This is a genomic window from Vibrio sp. 1CM2L (assembly GCF_023161695.1).
Lineage (GTDB): Bacteria > Pseudomonadota > Gammaproteobacteria > Enterobacterales > Vibrionaceae > Vibrio > Vibrio coralliirubri.
Genome location: NZ_JALNTT010000004.1, coordinates 123,730 through 141,372, shown reverse-complemented (window position 1 = coordinate 141,372; position 17,643 = coordinate 123,730). Strand labels below are relative to the sequence as shown.

The following is a 17,643-nucleotide window of genomic DNA, read 5'->3' as shown; positions in this document are numbered from 1 at the left end:
GCAAATAGTTGCTGAGTGCGTAAATACATACTTTAGCGTGTAAGTTTCGCATATTAACGGCATTTTAGGGGCGATTAAGCGGCGTTATTATGTTTCAAAGACAAAAAAGCTAGCTCAATAAGCTAGCTTTCAACGGTGTGATGAGTATTAAAGCGCTTTTACGCTGCTTCGTTCAACAAGAGTAGGTTCAAGTTCAACGACTTGCGGATAAGCATCTGGAGTTTGTAATCTGCTCAAAAGCGTATCCACTGCGGCTTTACCTAAACGATGTTTTGGCTGGTGGACAGTGCTTAACGCGGGTGTCATGTACTTCGACAGGTGGATGTCATCGTAGCCAATGATAGACAGATCATTCGGAATCGATGTGCCATCTTGCGCCGCAGCGTGAATCACGCCCATCGCCATCATATCGTTACTGACGAACAAGGCAGACGGCATTTCGCCACGAGTTTTCAATGTCTGATAAGAGTCAAAACCACCGTCACATTCAAAGTTGGATTCAACAATCCACTTAGGGTTGATCTCTAAATTGGCTTCTTCCATTGCTTGCTTGAAGCCTTGATAACGAGACGAAGCTTGATTGCGGTGCAGTGGCCCTGTGATACAACCAATTTGAGAATGGCCGTTATCAATCAGGTGCTTAGTTGCCATGTAGCCACCTTGGTGCGAGTTGTCTTGAATCTTATCGCTCGCAAACAACATTGGGCCCCAATCCATTACTACAACAGGCAGTTCTGGGTAGCGCTCGAATACATCGATATGTTCGCCTTCAAGGGTAGAACACATCAGCATCAAGCCATCGACACGCTTTTGCAGCAAGGTATCGATAGAGGATTTCATGCGTTCGCTGTCGCCTTCGGTGTTACACAAGATAAGGTTGTAGCCTTTTTCGTAGCAACGACGTTCCACACCCTTTACCACTTCGCCAAAGAATGGGTTAGTGGATGTAGTCACTAGCATTCCCAAGGTTTTGGTTTGCTTCATTTTCAAGCTGCGAGCCAATGCAGAAGGCGCATAGTTGAGTTCTTTAGCCGCACTGTTAACACGCTCAGCAATCTCTTCACTGACAAAGCGTGATTTGTTGATCACGTGGCTCACGGTAGAAGTCGAAACCTTTGCGAGCCGTGCGATGTCTTTCATTGTTGCCATAAAAAATCCTTGTGGGAATAACCTTCCACGTTGGGCGATATTCTGCCTGAAAACAGGGGCTTATGCTTGCTATTTGTTGTTACCGAATTTGAAGGCTAACATCCGTTAACCACGGTTTAGCTCAGGAGTTAAGCCTTCAAATAGGTATCAAACTAAGCAGACAGTCGCTCTGCCAAGAACGCATCAGTTTCAGCACGGCTTGGAATCGATGTTTGAGCACCAAAGCGAGTCACGGAGATAGCAGCAGCAGCGTGGGCAAATTTAATCGCACGCTCTAGCGGCATATCTTCAAGCAAGCCTGTCACCAACGCGCCGTTAAAGGTGTCGCCTGCGGCAGTTGTATCTGTAGCTTCAACACGGAAACCTGCGATTAATTCACCTTCACCGTTTTTACTTACCCATACACCCTTTGCACCAAGTGTGATCATTACGGTCTCGATGCCTTTCGCATGCAGAGCCAACGCAGCCTGATGAGCTGATTCGTTGTCCGTCACGGTAATGCCTGTCAGCACTTCTGCTTCAGTTTCGTTGGGTGTAATCACGTCAACACAAGCAAGCAGCAAATCTGATAATGGGCGAGCAGGAGCTGGGTTTAGAATCACTTGCGTGCCACTCTCTTTTGCTACTTTCGCAGCGTATTCAATGCCTTCAATCGGTGTTTCAAGTTGAGTCAGCAGGTATTTAGCGCAGCGAATCTTCTCTAGGTGCGGTTCGATTTGATCGCAAGTCAGCTTGTTGTTGGCTTCTGCTGAAAGGCAAATGCTGTTTTCGCCCGTAGCAGATACCTGGATCATCGCGATGCCTGTCGGCGTGTTGTCTGCAACGATCACGCCGTCGATGTTGATACCATCTTTAGCAAAATCTTGACGAATGTTGATGCCAAATGGGTCGTCACCAACACAGGCGATGAAGCCAATGTCTGCGTTTAATCTTGCTGCTGCTACGGCTTGGTTTGCGCCTTTGCCGCCAGGAATGACCTGATAGTTACCGCCAATCAAGGTTTCACCCGGACGAGGGAACGAAGGAACTTGTAGTACGTGGTCAGCGTTAACGCTACCTAAAACAATCAGTTGAGTCATGATACGAGCCTTATGATATATCGTATTTGAAAATGCATGGGTCTTTCTCATTACGTTAATTCACATTACGTTGATTGCTAGCCTTGTTAGCGGCTTATGAGAAACAGCGATGCACTGTCGGGTTTTGTTTTTTGTTTTGAGTCAGTGAGCTAATGAGCTAAGCAAAGCAGGGGATAGGGGACCCCTGCTTTATATCGCGTTATCTAGTAACGATTACTTAGCGATGATTTTTAGAGGTACTGGTACGTACTCGTCTACTGTTTCGCCTTTCAGTACTTTGTCTGCCATTTCGATACCTAGAGAACCGATTAGGTCAGGCTGTTGTGCAACCGTTGCGCCAAGTAGGCCACGGTTAACAGCAGCGATGCCGTCGTCTGTGCCATCAAAGCCAACAATCATTACTTCTTTACCTGAAGCTTGAACTGCGCGAAGTGCACCTAGTGCCATTTCATCGTTTTGAGCGAATACTGCTTGTACGTCTGGGTTAGCCGCAAGCAAGTTTTCCATTACGTTCAGACCTTTAGTACGGTCGAAATCAGCAGGTTGGCTTGCAAGAAGCTCAAGGTCGCTGCCGTTTACTGCGTTCATGAAGCCTTCACCACGTTCACGAGCAGCAGAAGTACCAGCGATACCTTCAAGTTGGATTACTTTCGCTTTTTCGCCCACTTTTTCCATGATGAAGTGACCTGCCATTTCACCACCGATTACGTTATCAGAAGCGATGTGGCTTACTACGTCACCACGGCTTGCACCACGGTCTAGTGTTAGTACTGGGATGTTTGAACGGTTAGCCATGCGAATCGCGTTAGACACGGCGTCTGAATCGGTTGGGTTGATCAGGATTGCCTTAACACCACGAATGGTTAGATCTTCAATGTTCGACAGCTCTTTACTTGGGTCGTTTTGAGAATCAAGAACGATAAGCTTGTAGCCTAGCTCTTCCGCTTTCGCTTCTGCGCCATCTTTCATGGTTACGAAGAATGGGTTGTTCAATGTAGACAGAACGATTGCCATTGTATCTTGCGCCTGTGCAGACACAGATACCGTTGTAGAAAGAAGAGCAGCAGAAATAAGAGTCGCTAATTTTTTCATGGTGTAAGTCCTTTGTGTAGGGTGAGCTAGGAGGTGAGTCCTAGCTCGTAGTTACATTATTTATAGATTCTAATATTTTAAGGTAAAACAGGGTGTTACTTGTATTAACCTAGAGTGTGAATAGGTTTTATTTGTTTTTGTTGTCGACCAATACCGCCAGAAGAATAACCACTGCTTTTGCAATCATCTGGTAGTAAGAAGATACGTCTAATAGGTTTAGGGCGTTGTTTAGGAAACCGATAATCAGAGCACCAATCAATGTGCCCATGATGCGACCACGACCGCCGGCTAAGCTTGTGCCACCCAGTACTACGGCTGCAATGGCGTCTAATTCATAACCCATACCTGCGGTAGGTTGAGCTGAGGACAAACGAGATGCCACGATGATGCCTGCCACTGCTGCTAGCAGACCACAGATTGCGTAAACGCCGATTTTTACTTTGTCTACGTCGATGCCAGATAGGCGAGTTGCAGATTCGTTGCCACCTAATGCGTAAACGTAGCGACCAAAGCGGGTGTGGTTAAGTAGGTACCATACCGCTGCGAATACCACGACCATAATCCATACAGGAACTGGGATGCCCATTGCGTAGCCCGTACCGAACCAAGCGAATGCGTCTGCTGTGTCAGTGAAGCCTGTTGAGATAGGACGACCGTCGGTGTAAACCATGGTCACGCCGCGCAATAGAGTCATAGTCACAAGCGTTGCGATGAAGGCTTGAACCTTACCCTTGGCGATAATCACACCACTGATAGCACCCAATGCTGCACCTGCTACAAGAGCGGTTGGCACTGCGATCATCACTGGGATTTCCATGCCAATCATGCTGGCTGCGAATGCACCACAAAGAGCCAGTACCGAACCAACACTTAAGTCGATACCCGCGGTTAAGATAACCAGCGTCATACCTACAGCGATAATTGCGTTAACCGAGGTTTGGCGCAGAATGTTTAGGATGTTGTCGACAGTAAAGAAGTTCGGGTTTAAGAAAGAAACGACAACAATCAGGAAGATCAAAGCAATCAATGACTTTTGATCAATCAGCCACTCTTTGCTGATTAACGGTTTTTTCTTTGGAGCTTCAGTTGTTTTGCTCATGGTTTTAGTACTCATGCTGCGTCCTCGTTGATCTTTTTACCGACCGCACACGCCAGTAATAATTCTTGGTTTGCTTCTTTAGCATCAAATTCACCGCTTACACGGCCTTCATGCATCACCATGATGCGGTCACTCATTCCTAATACTTCTGGCATTTCAGATGAGACTAAGATGATACTCATGCCGTCGGCTTTAAATTTATTAATGAGTTGGTAAATCTCTTTCTTAGCACCCACATCGACACCACGCGTTGGTTCGTCGAGAATCAGTACTTTTGGTTTGGTCATCAAGCCCTTAGCGATAGCCACTTTCTGTTGGTTACCGCCAGAAAGGTTGCCAATAATCTGTTCGCGCGTCGGGGTTTTGATATTGAATAGCTTGATGAAGTCATCAACCGCAATCACTTCGTCTTTATGTTGGATTTGACCACTCTTTGTTAGTAGGTCAAGTGAACATAACGACATGTTTTCTTTAACAGAAAGCCCTAGAACTAAGCCATCGCCTTTACGGTCTTCAGAGATGTAAGCAATGCCATTGGCCAAGCCGTCTTTCGGGCTTACAGGGTTGATGGTTTTGTTTTCTAGGTTGATGACGCCGCGTTCACTTGGAAGGGCACCGTAAATCACTTTCATCAGCTCGGTACGACCTGCGCCCATTAGGCCAGATACACCCAGGATTTCACCGCGTTTTAGCGTAAAGCTCACGTCGTGAACACCAGAACCCGTCAGGCCAATCACTTCAAGACAAGTTTCACCGTGGCTTTGGCCGATACGTGGATATTGCTCGTCTAGCTTACGGCCAACCATCATTTCGATTAGGCCATCTTCGTCGGTGTCTTTTACTTCACACTGACCAATGAACTTACCGTCACGCAGCACAGTGATATCATCACAAATCTCGAAGATCTCTTTCAAACGGTGAGAGATGTAAACAATGCCACAGCCTTCATCGCGCAGTTCGTTAATCACCTTAAACAGAGATTCTGTCTCGGTATCGGTTAGCGCATCGGTTGGTTCATCCATGATGATGACCTTAGATTCAAACGATAGGGCTTTCGCAATCTCTACCATTTGCTGCTCACCAAGGCTCAACTGGCCTAAAGGTGTTTTCGAGCTGTGTTTCACGTTAAGGCGTTTAAGTAGCTTGTCTGCTTCTTGGTACATCTCGTTCCACAAGATGCGACCCATGGTGCCCGTGATTTCACGACCTAAGAAGATGTTCTCGGCAATGGTCAATTCAGGGATTAGATTCAGTTCTTGGTGAATGATGCTAATGCCTGCTTGTTGAGAATCACGTGGCCCTTTAAATGCGGCAGGCTTTCCTTGGTAGGCGATAGTGCCGCCGTCCAAGTGATAGATACCCGTCAGCACTTTCATAAGCGTTGATTTACCCGCACCGTTTTCACCCATTAACGCCATTACGCGTCCTGGATAAACGTTGAGGCTTGCCTTATCCAGTGCTTTAACACCAGGGAAGGCTTTCTCAATTGAGCTAAGTTCTAAAATGGCTTGAGTCATGTCGGTTCCTTTACTCGGGGCCAGTTGTATTTGATTGTTCTGTCTATGTATTGTTTTTGGTTCAGTGATGACACTGAGCTGTCGTTGCGTTTTGCTTGAGCTAAAAGGTTACGCCAGCTTGGAAAATAACATTTGCGTATGGTGTGCATTCACCGGTGCGAATCACTGCACGGCTTTCATGCGTACGCTGTTTGAATTCTTCATGAGTGATGTAAGTAATCGAAAGCGATTTGCCACAACGTGCTTCTTCTGTCTTGATTAAATCAATCAGCGCAGCGTGGTGTTCTGGGCTTACTTTCGCAAACTCTTCTGCAATCACAACGCCTTCGATTTGAGATTCATCCAGCATGGTTTTTACCGTTTGCTGAAAGCTTGGGACACCGTGAGTCAAAGCAAGATCAATACGAGTTACGTGGTCTGGAATCGGCAGGCCCGCGTCACAAATCGTGATTTCATCTGTGTGGCCAAGAGTCGCCACTAGGTAAGAGAGTTCAGAGTTTATTAGAGTACTTTTTTTCATATCACGACCTATCGAAAAATAACGCTTGATGGGTTGAGAACAACTCAAGAAAAGCCATCGAAACGTTTCGATAGTGATAATAGTGTCTGATTTATCATTTGCACGTTTGATTGTTTTAGAGTGTGATAATGATCATCGAAACGTTTCGATGGGGCGTTTTTTGGTGATCTCAGTCACCGCCATTGATTGCATAAATCCTTTTACGTGTGTTCAATCGATAGCGCATATCCGAACTTACTGATGGTAATGATCTGGACGTTGGATGCTCTTAATCGCGCGAACACATTGCGTAGGTTATAGACGACGTTAGCAAGAACATGCGGTGACGAGAGTTGCCCGTCCCAACACACATCAACAATATGCTCTCTTGAAATCGGTCTTCCCACATTTTCCAATAACAAGCAGAGCACTGCTAATAGGTGAGGGCGCAAAGTGATTTTGTTTCCTTGCTGGTTGGTAATCGTTCGAGCGTCGATATCAATGATTAAGCCGTTGAAGTCTATTGTGTGGTTCATCGTGTTTTCTGTTCGTCTTATTTTGAATTGTGGAGATTGAGCAAACCGGCCTGCTGTTGGAGCGGATAATTATTTACGTGTACTAATGGTCAAGCGCGCGGATTATGCAAAATCACATCACGCTTGAAAGTAAGCTTGCGTAAGCCCATGAAAATAAAATCTAAAAATGGGATGGTTTGAAAAATAGAGGGAAGGTTATTCTGAATAAATGACAGGGTTTTATTTCTAGCCTATTCAGTGAGTTATTTGGTTTTTACTGGTTATGTTGGCTGAAGTTACAAACTGATTATATTTTTATTTATTTTTTTGTTTTCTGTGAGATTAACCTGCTTGCCAATTCGACGGGGTGTCGGATAACTCTAACAAGATTGTACAGCACAGGAAGGCGGAACAATCTTGATTTGCATTAAGTAAGGTTAAGCAGTAATGAACAACAAATTTATTCTAAGCATCGCGATGATGTCAGCATTTGCAGCAAACAATGTAATGGCTGCAGACAGTGGTTTCTATCTAGGTGGTGCAATCGGTACAACTGGTATTGATGATGGTGGCCTTTATAAGGACTCTTTCATTCCAATTACTGTTGATGCAGAAGACGAGACATATAAGATAATTGCTGGATACCAATTTAATCGCATCGTCGCGCTAGAGGCACAATATACGAATTATGGCGACGTTGTTGCGAAAAATGCATTAAACCAATCTACTTACACTTGGTCTCCGACTGCATTTTCGATCAGTGCTAATCTAGGTTACACGTTTGACAATGGAATTCGCCCTTTTGGCATCATCGGTTTGTCGACGATTGATTTAGACCAGTCGCTGCCGGTGCTTGATGACGATAGTGGTGAGGGTATTCGCTATGGTTTCGGAGTGGAGTACACACCTAAACAGGCTAAAAACGTCAGCTTTAGGTTAGGCTATGAAGCGGATGCATTTGTGATTGAGAGCGATTCAGCTTTTGAAAATGATAAAGATCTCGTGATCGATTCATTCTACTTAGGCGCAATGTACACATTCTAAGTTTCACACTTTGTTGAACGGTAAATCGGTTTCTAAATGGGGCGTCGGTTGGCTCAACCCGTTTAACTAAAGTGGAAGGCCGCAGTTTTTGACTGCGGCTTTTTTATGTTTAACTCTAGGCTTCACGAATATGAGCGGTGACAGACACGATGGCATGGTCGGTACTGAATTGGTCGTGTTCAAAGCTTGGATTGATGAGGTGATGGTCTAACACTGTGTAGCTAGAGATCTCCATCAAACTTGAAGAGTTCTGACAATCAAACTCATTCGACATCAAAATGTAGTCCAGGATAGACCCAGAAGCCCCGTAGTAGTGGGTTGGCTTACGCTGTTCAAGCAAGTCTTCTTCATGTAGTTGATGATAAAGATCCCAGCTGTCTTTCAATCGAAAGTGGGATAGCCAATGCTTGCTGTTTTCGTCTCGGTTGATTGAGAAACTCAACAGCCCTTTAAACTCATCATTAAACAGTGGCTTATTAAAGTCACCCATTAATACGACAGGTTGATCGGTCTGGTAGCGTTGATGGGTGATGTATTGGTGCAGCATCTGAGCTTCTAGACCGCGTTGGACACTCGATAGCCAAGAACCAAGCTGTTCTTGATGGAAGCGGGTGAGTGTGTCGCTTTGTGGTTTTTCGCTTTGCAGAGCGTTGTTCGCATCACCAGACTCTACCTTTGGTTCTGTCGGACGTTGTGATTTGAAGTGCACCACATAACAGTCGGTTGAACCTAAATGGGGTAATGTAATCGTCGCGTGAACAGGTGTTCTGTTGAATGAGAATTTGTCGCCAAGGTTGAACGCTGTCAGTAACGTCGAATCTGGCGTAACAGGCTGTACGTTTTCAATCGGGTAACGGGAAGCAATACCAACGACAGGTGAGGTGTATAGGTAATCATCTTCAACGTGTGCGCTATCGACCACTGCAAAGTATGGATAACCTAGCTCGTTCATCAATAGCTCTAAAGATTGCGGGCTAAATATCTCTTGGAAGCCAATCACATCGCAATCTAACGAACGAATCGCTTCAGCCATCCAATGTTGCTTCTTCTGCCATTCTTCGAAGCTGTAGATGTTCTCAAAATCATAATAAGCATTCGGTGGCTCGAGATAGTTCAGAAGGTTGAACGTTGCGAATGTTATTTGGTTTGGTTTGTTCAAAGTGTCATTCCATTTAGACCTAGGCTGCAAGGATACTCCACTAAAAGTATAGTTTGTTGATTATTTAGAGCCTAAATTTCACTTTAGAAGCCAATCAAAGGAAATCTAAGCCGTGGAGGCTTGTGTCATTCAGGCTAGCGCAACCTTGGTGCTTCTGCTGTAACCCTTGCTTTCCAACGCCACCAAGCTAATTAACTTATTCAAAGGAATCAAAGGAACCAAAGGAATCAAAGCTAACTGCATCCAATAACTTCGAGTGGTGACGAGTAATTTGTAAATAAACCGTCAGAGATAGAGTGCTGATGGTTTTATTAGTTATTACATGATGTTAGATTTGAACCTATACTTGATTTAACGGCATGCATTCAAAGCCGATTAATTAACTTGAATATCGAATTCATGACATTTGAAGGGAGAGTCAAATGGGAACAGTTTTTCGACGCAAAGCCTCGCAGCGCACTCAGTTTTTCAGGTCTAATTTAAAGTCCTGTGCAGTTATGCTGCCGCTTATTGCTTTACACCCCTCCGTTACTTACGCTTCTGATACCCAATCCACTCCTGCTGTCACCGTTATTGAAACCACACAATTGGTTGGTTTTGGTGAAGCAAAATATCCAGCCGACTTCACTCACTTCGATTACGTTAATCCTGATGCGCCAAAGCAGGGCAAAGTGACCTATGGCAGTATAGGTACGTACGATAGCTTTAATCGATTCGGTTCCCGCGGCGTTGCTGCAAGTTATACCGGAGAGATTTACGATACCTTGATGTTTTCTCCGAGCGACGAGATTGATGCGTACTATCCATTGATTGCTTCAAAGGTTCGCTACGCCAGTGATTTCACTTGGATGGAAATCGACATCAACCCAAATGCTAAATTCCAAGATGGCGAGCCTATCACTGCGCATGATGTTGCCTTCACCTTTGACAAGTTCTCAACCGAGGGCGTGCCTCAGTATCGTGTGTATTACAAAGAGATTAAGTCAGTAAAAGCGGTCTCTGATTTGGTTGTTCGTATTGAAATGAACAGTCCAAACCGCGAAAAACTGTTCAGCTTTGCGCAAAGCACTCGTGTATTGCCGAAACATTTTTGGAAAGACAGAAAGCTGTCTGAGCCTCTAAGTGAGCCACCAGTCGGTAGTGGCCCTTATAAGATCATCAGCTACAAATCAGGCCAAAGTGTTACCTATGGTCTAGATGAAAACTACTGGGCAGCAGACCTACCAGTTAACGTTGGCCGAAATAACTTCAAGCAAGTGCAATACGATTACTACCGTGACGACACGGTAATGTTGGAAGCCTTCAAAGCAGGGGAGTTCGATCTTCGAACCGAGAACTCGGCTAAGTTCTGGGCCAACTCTTATACGGGCGCGAACTTCGATAAAGGCTACATCATTAAAGAAGAGATTAACCACGAGAAGCCTGAAACGACTCAAGGTTTCGTCTTTAATATCCAATCTCCTGTGTTCTCTGATCCTAAAGTGCGTGAAGCGTTAACCTACGCGATGGACTTTGAGTGGATGAACAAGAACATGTTCTATGGTCAGTACAAGCGTACTCGTAGCTACTTCCAAAATACTGACTATGAAGCGAAAGGTTTACCAAGCGAAGCTGAAGTCGAGTTGTTGTCTCAATACAAAGATCAAATCCCACCGCGAGTTTTCACCGAAGAATTCCAACCACCCGTTACCGATGGTAGCGGTCGTATTCGTAGCCAGATGCGCACGGCTTTCAAACTATTGAAAGAGGCGGGTTGGGTGCTGAAAGACAAAGTAATGACCAACGAAAAGACCGGCAAACCGATGTCATTTGAGTTGCTGATTTACAGCCCAACTACGGAACGTATTGCAACGCCGGTTCAAAAGAACCTTAAGCGTATGGGTATCGAGATGAAGATCCGTACCATCGATACGACTCAGTACATCAAGCGCTTACGTGATCGTGATTTCGACATGGTTTCGTCGTCATTTTCCGCAAACCCTTATCCTAGCCCGAACTTAATGATCGTTTGGAACTCTAACTACATTGATTCTACTTACAATACTGCAGGTGTTATCGATCCAGTGGTTGACGCGTTAACAGAAGAAATTGCGCGTAACCAACAGAACCCTGAAAAGCTTCTTACTCTAGGTCGTTCACTAGACCGTGTATTGCAGTGGAATTTTTACAACATCCCGCAATGGCACGTTGGTGAATATCGCGTAGCAATGTGGGACAAGTTTGAGCGTCCAGATGTATTGCCTAAATACGATTTAGGTATCGATACATGGTGGATTTCAGAAGAGAAGGCGGCTTTGCTTCCTGAAAAACGTCGCTAGGAGTTAGTTAGCATGGCCGCGTATATATTTCGACGTTTATTGTTGGTGATCCCCACGCTGTGGGCGATCATCACCATCAACTTTTTCATCATCCAGATTGCCCCTGGAGGTCCGGTAGAACAAGCCGTTGCTCAATTAGAAGGGCATAACTCTGGCATCATGGAGCGCTTTTCTGGTGGTGGACAAGAAGTTGATTTAAGCGAAAGTGACCAAGCGTCTGCGAGTGGCTATAAAGGCTCACGCGGGCTTGATCCTGAGGTGGTTGAAGAGATCAAAAAGCAGTTTGGTTTTGATAAGCCGATCCATGTTCGCTACTTCGACATGTTGAAAAACTACGCGACCTTTAACTTCGGTGAAAGCCTGTTTAAAGGCGGCAACGTGATTGATTTAATCATCGAGCGTTTACCTGTCTCCATCTCCTTAGGGTTATGGAGTACCTTAATTATCTACGTGATCTCGATACCTCTAGGCATCATGAAGGCGATACATCACGGCTCTCGCTTTGATATTTGGTCGAGTGCGGTGGTGATTGTCGGCTATGCCGTTCCGGGCTTCTTGTTTGCGATCATTTTGATTATTTTATTCGCGAGTGGTAACTACTTCAGTTGGTTCCCATTGCGTGGGCTTGTGTCGAGTAACTTCGACCAGCTCAACTGGTATCAGCAAATTGGTGACTACTTCTGGCACTTGGCTTTGCCTATTTTTGCGATGGTTATCGGTGGCTTTGCAACACTCAGCATGCTGACCAAAAACTCCTTCCTTGATGAAATCAATAAGCAATATGTGGTGACAGCACGAGCGAAAGGTTTGGATGAGAGCAGCATTCTCTACAAGCACGTTTTCCGTAACGCGATGTTGATCATTATTGCCGGTTTCCCGAGTGCATTTATTAGTATTTTCTTCACGGGTTCTATGTTGATTGAAGTGATGTTTTCACTCGAAGGCATCGGTCTGCTTGGCTTTGAGTCGACCATTCAGCGAGATTATCCAGTGGTGTTCAGCTCTCTCTATATCATGACCTTACTTGGCTTGGTGCTGAGCATTATCTCCGACCTGACGTATACCTGGGTTGATCCTCGAATTGATTTTGAAGCGCGTTAATGGCGAATGAATAAAAAGGTATTGATAATAAATGTTTAACAACCCTTTAGCTGAAGCTCGTTGGTTACGTTTTAAAGCAAATAAGCGTGGTTTTATCTCCCTTTGGATATTTACCATTCTGTTTGGACTGAGCCTGTTCGCTGAGATCATCGCCAACGATAAACCACTTTTAGTTTCTTATGATAATCAGTGGTTTGTACCTGTCATTAATGAGTATGCCGAGACTGAATTTGGCGGCGAGTTTGAAACCGAAGCGGATTACAAAGACCCTTATGTTATCGAACTTATTGAAGACAGCGGTTACATCGTGTGGCCAATCATTCCGTTTAGCTACGACACCATCAACTTCGATATTTCGGGCGCAGTGCCTTCTGAACCTGACTCAGTGAACTGGCTAGGAACCGATGATAAAGGGCGAGATGTATTAGCTCGCATCATTTATGGGTTCCGTATCTCTGTGCTCTTTGGCTTTATTCTGACGATTGTATCGAGCGTGATTGGTGTGGTTGTTGGGGCGACCCAAGGTTACTACGGTGGTTGGGTGGATCTGTTTGGTCAGCGCTTCATTGAAGTCTGGTCAGGGATGCCGACTCTGTTCTTGCTGATTATTCTATCGAGTTTTATCGAGCCTAACTTCTGGTGGCTGCTCGGAATAATGGTGCTCTTCAGTTGGATGAGCTTGGTGGGGATTGTTCGAGCTGAATTCTTACGCTGCCGAAACTTTGATTATGTGCGTGCCGCGCAAGCCATGGGCGTTGATGACAAACGGATTATGCTTCGTCACATGCTTCCCAACGCGATGGTGGCTTCGTTAACCATGATGCCGTTCATCCTTTCAGGCTCGGTCACTACGTTAACCTCATTGGATTTCTTAGGCTTTGGTCTTCCTGCGGGGTCGCCTTCGTTAGGCGAGTTGTTGGCGCAAGGTAAAGCTAACTTACAAGCGCCTTGGCTTGGCATTTCTGCCTTCGTCGTGCTTTCACTGATGCTTACGTTACTGGTCTTCGTTGGTGAAGCGGTGCGTGATGCTTTCGACCCGCATCAACAGAAGTAAGGATAGGTTATGACTTCAAATACAACGCCTGCTTCTCCAGTTTTGACCATCGACAAATTGTCGGTCGGTTTCGGGCGAAAAGATTCGATAGAACAAGTGACTCATGATGTCTCGTTGGAGATATACAAAGGTGAGACACTTGCTCTGGTAGGAGAGAGTGGTTCAGGCAAATCGGTTACCGCTAATTCAGTATTGAAACTGCTGCCTAAAGGCTCGTCACATTACTTAAACGGTAAGATTAACTTCTCTGGTACCGATATTCTGAGTTGTTCTGAAAGACAACTGCGCGGGATTCGTGGTGGTCGCATCGGCATGATCTTTCAAGAGCCCATGGTATCGTTGAACCCGCTTCATCGCGTAGGTAAACAGCTTGTTGAAACCCTCGCGATTCACCGAGGTATGCGAACCAACAAAGCGCAAGCCTTGGCGATAGAGTGGCTATCCAAAGTGGGCATTCGTTATCCAGAACAAAAGATTTCAGCCTATCCGCATGAGTTGTCTGGTGGAGAGCGCCAGCGCGTGATGATCGCGATGGCACTGATCAATGAACCAGAGCTGCTTATTGCTGATGAGCCGACAACCGCATTGGATGTATCGGTACAAGCGCAAATCCTTGACCTGCTAAAAGATTTGCAGCAAGAGTTGGGTATGGCAATGCTTTTCATTACTCACGATTTAAGTATCGTTCGTAAGATTGCCGACAGAGTAGCGGTAATGAAAGATGGTCGCTTAGTCGAAAGCAACGACTGTCATACCCTGTTTAATGCGCCAGCTCACCCTTATACGCAAAAACTTATCAACTCTGATCCGAAAGGTTTGCCTGTCCCTGTATCACCCGACAGCAAACCGCTACTCGATGTAAATCAACTTCGTGTTTGGTTCCCGATCACGGGCGGTTTATTCAAGCGAACCATTTCTCATGTTAAAGCTGTGACCGACATGGAGTTCACTTTGAAGAAAGGGCACTCAATCGGTTTGGTTGGCGAAAGTGGTTCTGGTAAATCGACGACCGGTATGGCGATACTTAAGCTGGTGGATAGTGAAGGGTCAATTACCTACTCGAGTGAACAGCTTCAAGGTTTAGACCGAAAACAAATGCTTCCGTTTAGAAGCCGCATGCAAGTGGTCTTCCAAGACCCGTTTTCTGCGTTGAACCCAAGAATGTCGGTTGCACAAGTGATTGGCGAAGGCTTGTTAGTACATCAACAATTGGATGAGCACGAGCTCGACCAACGCATCTGTGACGTAATGAGAGAGGTTGACCTCGATCCTGACACTCGTCACCGTTACCCTAATGAGTTTTCTGGCGGCCAAAGGCAGCGTATTGCGATTGCTCGTGCTTTGATTTTAAAGCCAGAGTTTATCTTGCTTGATGAGCCAACATCTTCACTCGACAGAACGGTTCAAGCGCAGGTGCTGGATCTGTTGAAATCGCTTCAAGAAAAGTATGGCCTGACCTATTTGTTTATCAGCCATGATTTGAATGTCGTGAAATCCCTATGTCATTACACCATCGTCATGAAAGCTGGCGAGGTAATAGAGAAGGGTGACACTGAGACTTTGTTTGGTAATCCGCAGCATGAATATACTAAACAATTGGTGTCTTTATCTGAGGTTGGAACGCCTTAATCGATGAATTTCGCTTCAATGTGACAATCCAAAAAAGAGCCTGATCACTGATGATCAGGCTCTTTTTATTTAGAGCGTATTAGTATTTGCGTGGTACTAGAAAACGATATTCGTTCTTAGGCCAAACAACGCGACTTTGCTTTGAGTGCTGACTGCAGGTGTGACGTATTGCGCATCCGCGGTAAAGGTTAACCATGGCGTCGCTTGGAACGCGTAGTAGATCTCAAAACCTTGCTCGTCTTTTAATTCAGCTCCTAGTGGCAAATCGCTAATGCTGTTTTGTAACGCATTAGACAAGTTGTAGTAATAGTAGCCCGCGCCCCATTGATCTTGAGGTCTGTCGAAGAAGAAAGCGTTGCCTCCAAGGCCGCCAACAAACGTTCCATCTATGATATTTGGATTACCGTCTGCCGCTGCTGCTCTTAGATAGACTGCGATGGTATCGTCATTGTTCTCGTAGATATTGTGTGTCGCTTGAGCACGAATGTTGTACTTATATTTAGCGGTTTCACCCAAAGACGAGTAATCGACTCCTTCTTCAGTGCTGTATGTACCAGACATACCAAACGTAGAACTTCTATCGAACAGTTTGAATGAGTGAGTCGCACCTAATGAAAAGTTCACGCCATCATCAAACCAATCATTGAACCCTAAATTGTCATCGTATCGATCTCTTGGATCATAAATCATTGCTGTGATTCGAGTATCGCCGATGGTGTGGTTCAGGATGCCACCAATAAATGATGGGGGAGTCACGCCACTTGGAGGAGCAGAAAAGGCAATGTTCATGAATCCATGACGAGTTGCACCACCGTAAAATGGTGCATTTCGTAGTAGCTCAAACGCGTCGATCTTGCCAACAAGGAGGTTGGTGTTGTCATCAAACTTGTGTGTGTAATACAAGGATGAAAAGAAAGGGCTGCTGCTGTCTGAGTAATGGGCTGAATTAGGTACTGACAAACTGGAGAAGCCAAAGTCGTTGGCATCACCGTTTAGATAGATCAACTGGGTGCGAAAGGTGCCGTTTTTCCAAAGGCCAGCATTTTCAGTATCAAGCCCAGCCAATAAATCAAAACGGTGCGTGAATTCATTTGAATTTGATGGTGAGCCAGAAACTGCCGATTGGTAAACGTTGGTGTATTCAGCATCGAGCGAGAGTCCGCTGTCTTTAATGCGACTGCGTTCACCTCCCCAATCACCGGTTAATGTATCTGAGTATGGCTGGCTTGCATTAGCTAAAGACGATAGAAAGAGTGGAGCTAAACAAAAGGGTAATGATAAATATTTCATAATTAAATCTTATTGTTAGAACGTAAGCTGGCTAGGCGCATTGAGATAGATAAGCAGGACTGTTCAGCATGTTGGCCGCTCGTGAATGGCGTTGATGTTTAAACAGTGCACTCAAAGCATCAAACGCTTCTGAAATGGACAGATAACCTTGCTGGTAAGCGAAAGACACCGAACTTGCTTTACCGTCGTTGAGGTCGTGTCTTGAGATCGCAATGCCATGGTTTTGTGCGAGTAAGAACAATGCATCAGCGTTAAGAGGCTGAGAGTCCGCGTTCTGCTGGTGACGCAACTTGTTGACGAGTGAGTGAATACGCTCGATACATTGGCTAAGTCGGTAATAGCGAGAGGTGTTGACCGTTGTCGCAATATGCTGGCAAACCTTTACCAATGCCTCCATTTGATCTGTTTTCGCTGAAGACGAAACCATCTTTTCAATAACTGCATTTAGCTCGGCAAGATATTGCGTTCTAAGCTGGGGTAATACCGTCACTTCATCATCCTTAATGTATCCGCGTAGCTCCTTGCCAAGTGACTCTAGATAACCCATATCTAATTCCCAAATGGTAGACATAGTATTGACCTGAGTTGTAATTGACCGGGTCATGTTATCGATTTTGGTGATGATAAAACTAATTTTGAAGTTTTTATGTTTTAATTAAGTTGTTGTATTTAATGGTTTTTCATTGTATTTCATCTGCTTGAAAGACGTTTCAATACCGGTGTCATTAAAGGAGAACAAAAGAGAATATTGGTGGATGGAGAATGGTGCAGTTACGGTGGAAAACAGCGTAATTAAATCAGATTTTTGTGGCTCTCGTGAGGCGAGATGGGGTGACACGAAAAGAGGTTAGCCAGTTAAAATGAGGAGGTGTGTACTCGACCGGACATAGAGGGAAGGTGACTAATGATCTACGTATTTTGACGAGTTATCTGTGATGCAAAAGTCTTTGGTTCTGCGAGGATTTAATAAGGTGTCACTGTTGACGAGGAGTTGCGGGGCGCTTTATCTTTCCCTGCCAAGTGCCAAGTGCCAAGTGCCAAGTGCCAAGTGCCAAGTGCCAAGTGCCAAGTGCCAAGTGCCAAGTGCCAAGTGCCAAG

At 45.2% G+C, this 17,643-nt stretch carries 15 protein-coding genes; 5 read left to right on the top strand and 10 right to left on the bottom strand.

The window, feature by feature from the left end; translation table 11 throughout:
- Nucleotides 1–147: 147 nt before the first annotated feature.
- From MSG34_RS15455 to MSG34_RS15425, 7 genes are all read right to left on the bottom strand, one after another.
- On the bottom strand, nt 148–1,149 hold the full coding sequence (locus MSG34_RS15455) for a substrate-binding domain-containing protein (protein WP_048613455.1): 1,002 nt from the start codon (nt 1,147–1,149) through the stop codon (nt 148–150).
- Nucleotides 1,150–1,301: 152 nt separating this feature from the next.
- Nucleotides 1,302–2,228 (bottom strand): ribokinase, encoded by a 927-nt coding sequence (gene rbsK / locus MSG34_RS15450; RefSeq protein WP_248338341.1) that lies wholly within the window; start codon nt 2,226–2,228, stop codon nt 1,302–1,304.
- Between the two features lie 213 nt (nt 2,229–2,441).
- Entirely contained in the window at nt 2,442–3,320 is an 879-nt protein-coding gene (gene rbsB / locus MSG34_RS15445) for a ribose ABC transporter substrate-binding protein RbsB (RefSeq protein ID WP_017060856.1), read from the bottom strand.
- A 127-nt stretch (nt 3,321–3,447) separates the two neighbouring features.
- Entirely contained in the window at nt 3,448–4,434 is a 987-nt protein-coding gene (rbsC, locus tag MSG34_RS15440) for a ribose ABC transporter permease (protein ID WP_017082395.1), read from the bottom strand.
- Entirely contained in the window at nt 4,431–5,936 is a 1,506-nt protein-coding gene (gene rbsA, locus MSG34_RS15435; protein ID WP_009844906.1) for a ribose ABC transporter ATP-binding protein RbsA, read from the bottom strand. Before rbsA ends, rbsC begins: the two co-directional genes overlap by 4 nt.
- A 100-nt stretch (nt 5,937–6,036) precedes the next feature.
- On the bottom strand, nt 6,037–6,456 hold the full coding sequence (rbsD, locus tag MSG34_RS15430; RefSeq protein ID WP_017060853.1) for a D-ribose pyranase: 420 nt from the start codon (nt 6,454–6,456) through the stop codon (nt 6,037–6,039).
- A gap of 200 nt (nt 6,457–6,656) precedes the next feature.
- Nucleotides 6,657–6,971, bottom strand: coding sequence for a winged helix-turn-helix domain-containing protein (locus tag MSG34_RS15425; protein WP_248338339.1), 315 nt, complete (start codon nt 6,969–6,971; stop codon nt 6,657–6,659).
- A 426-nt stretch (nt 6,972–7,397) separates the two neighbouring features.
- On the opposite strand from MSG34_RS15425, the gene MSG34_RS15420 reads away from it, so the two are divergent.
- The gene (locus MSG34_RS15420; RefSeq protein ID WP_248338338.1) at nt 7,398–7,994 is read left to right on the top strand and encodes a porin family protein; all 597 of its coding nucleotides are present in this window, start codon (nt 7,398–7,400) and stop codon (nt 7,992–7,994) included.
- 115 nt (nt 7,995–8,109) lie between these two features.
- On the opposite strand, the gene MSG34_RS15415 is transcribed toward MSG34_RS15420, so the two are convergent.
- Nucleotides 8,110–9,153 carry an endonuclease/exonuclease/phosphatase family protein gene (locus MSG34_RS15415; protein WP_248338336.1) on the bottom strand — a complete coding sequence of 348 codons (1,044 nt, stop codon included), beginning with the start codon at nt 9,151–9,153 and terminating at the stop codon, nt 8,110–8,112.
- A gap of 422 nt (nt 9,154–9,575) precedes the next feature.
- On the opposite strand from MSG34_RS15415, the gene MSG34_RS15410 reads away from it, so the two are divergent.
- The 4 genes from MSG34_RS15410 to yejF are packed head-to-tail and all read left to right on the top strand — an operon-like array spanning nt 9,576 to nt 15,255.
- Nucleotides 9,576–11,471 (top strand): extracellular solute-binding protein, encoded by a 1,896-nt coding sequence (locus MSG34_RS15410; RefSeq protein ID WP_248338334.1) that lies wholly within the window; start codon nt 9,576–9,578, stop codon nt 11,469–11,471.
- A 12-nt stretch (nt 11,472–11,483) separates the two neighbouring features.
- Nucleotides 11,484–12,572, top strand: a complete 1,089-nt coding sequence (locus MSG34_RS15405) for a microcin C ABC transporter permease YejB (protein ID WP_004730359.1) — start codon at nt 11,484–11,486, stop codon at nt 12,570–12,572.
- Between the two features lie 31 nt (nt 12,573–12,603).
- Nucleotides 12,604–13,626 (top strand): ABC transporter permease, encoded by a 1,023-nt coding sequence (locus MSG34_RS15400; protein WP_048608646.1) that lies wholly within the window; start codon nt 12,604–12,606, stop codon nt 13,624–13,626.
- Nucleotides 13,627–13,635: 9 nt separating this feature from the next.
- A complete protein-coding gene (gene yejF, locus MSG34_RS15395) occupies nt 13,636–15,255 on the top strand; it encodes a microcin C ABC transporter ATP-binding protein YejF (protein WP_248338332.1) in 1,620 nt (539 codons plus the stop codon).
- A gap of 96 nt (nt 15,256–15,351) precedes the next feature.
- Here yejF and MSG34_RS15390 read toward each other — a convergent pair whose 3' ends face one another.
- Complete coding sequence (locus MSG34_RS15390; RefSeq protein ID WP_048608642.1) at nt 15,352–16,545, bottom strand: carbohydrate porin; 1,194 nt, start codon at nt 16,543–16,545, stop codon at nt 15,352–15,354.
- A 31-nt stretch (nt 16,546–16,576) separates the two neighbouring features.
- The gene (locus MSG34_RS15385; protein ID WP_248338331.1) at nt 16,577–17,116 is read right to left on the bottom strand and encodes a hypothetical protein; all 540 of its coding nucleotides are present in this window, start codon (nt 17,114–17,116) and stop codon (nt 16,577–16,579) included.
- Nucleotides 17,117–17,643: the final 527 nt, after the last annotated feature.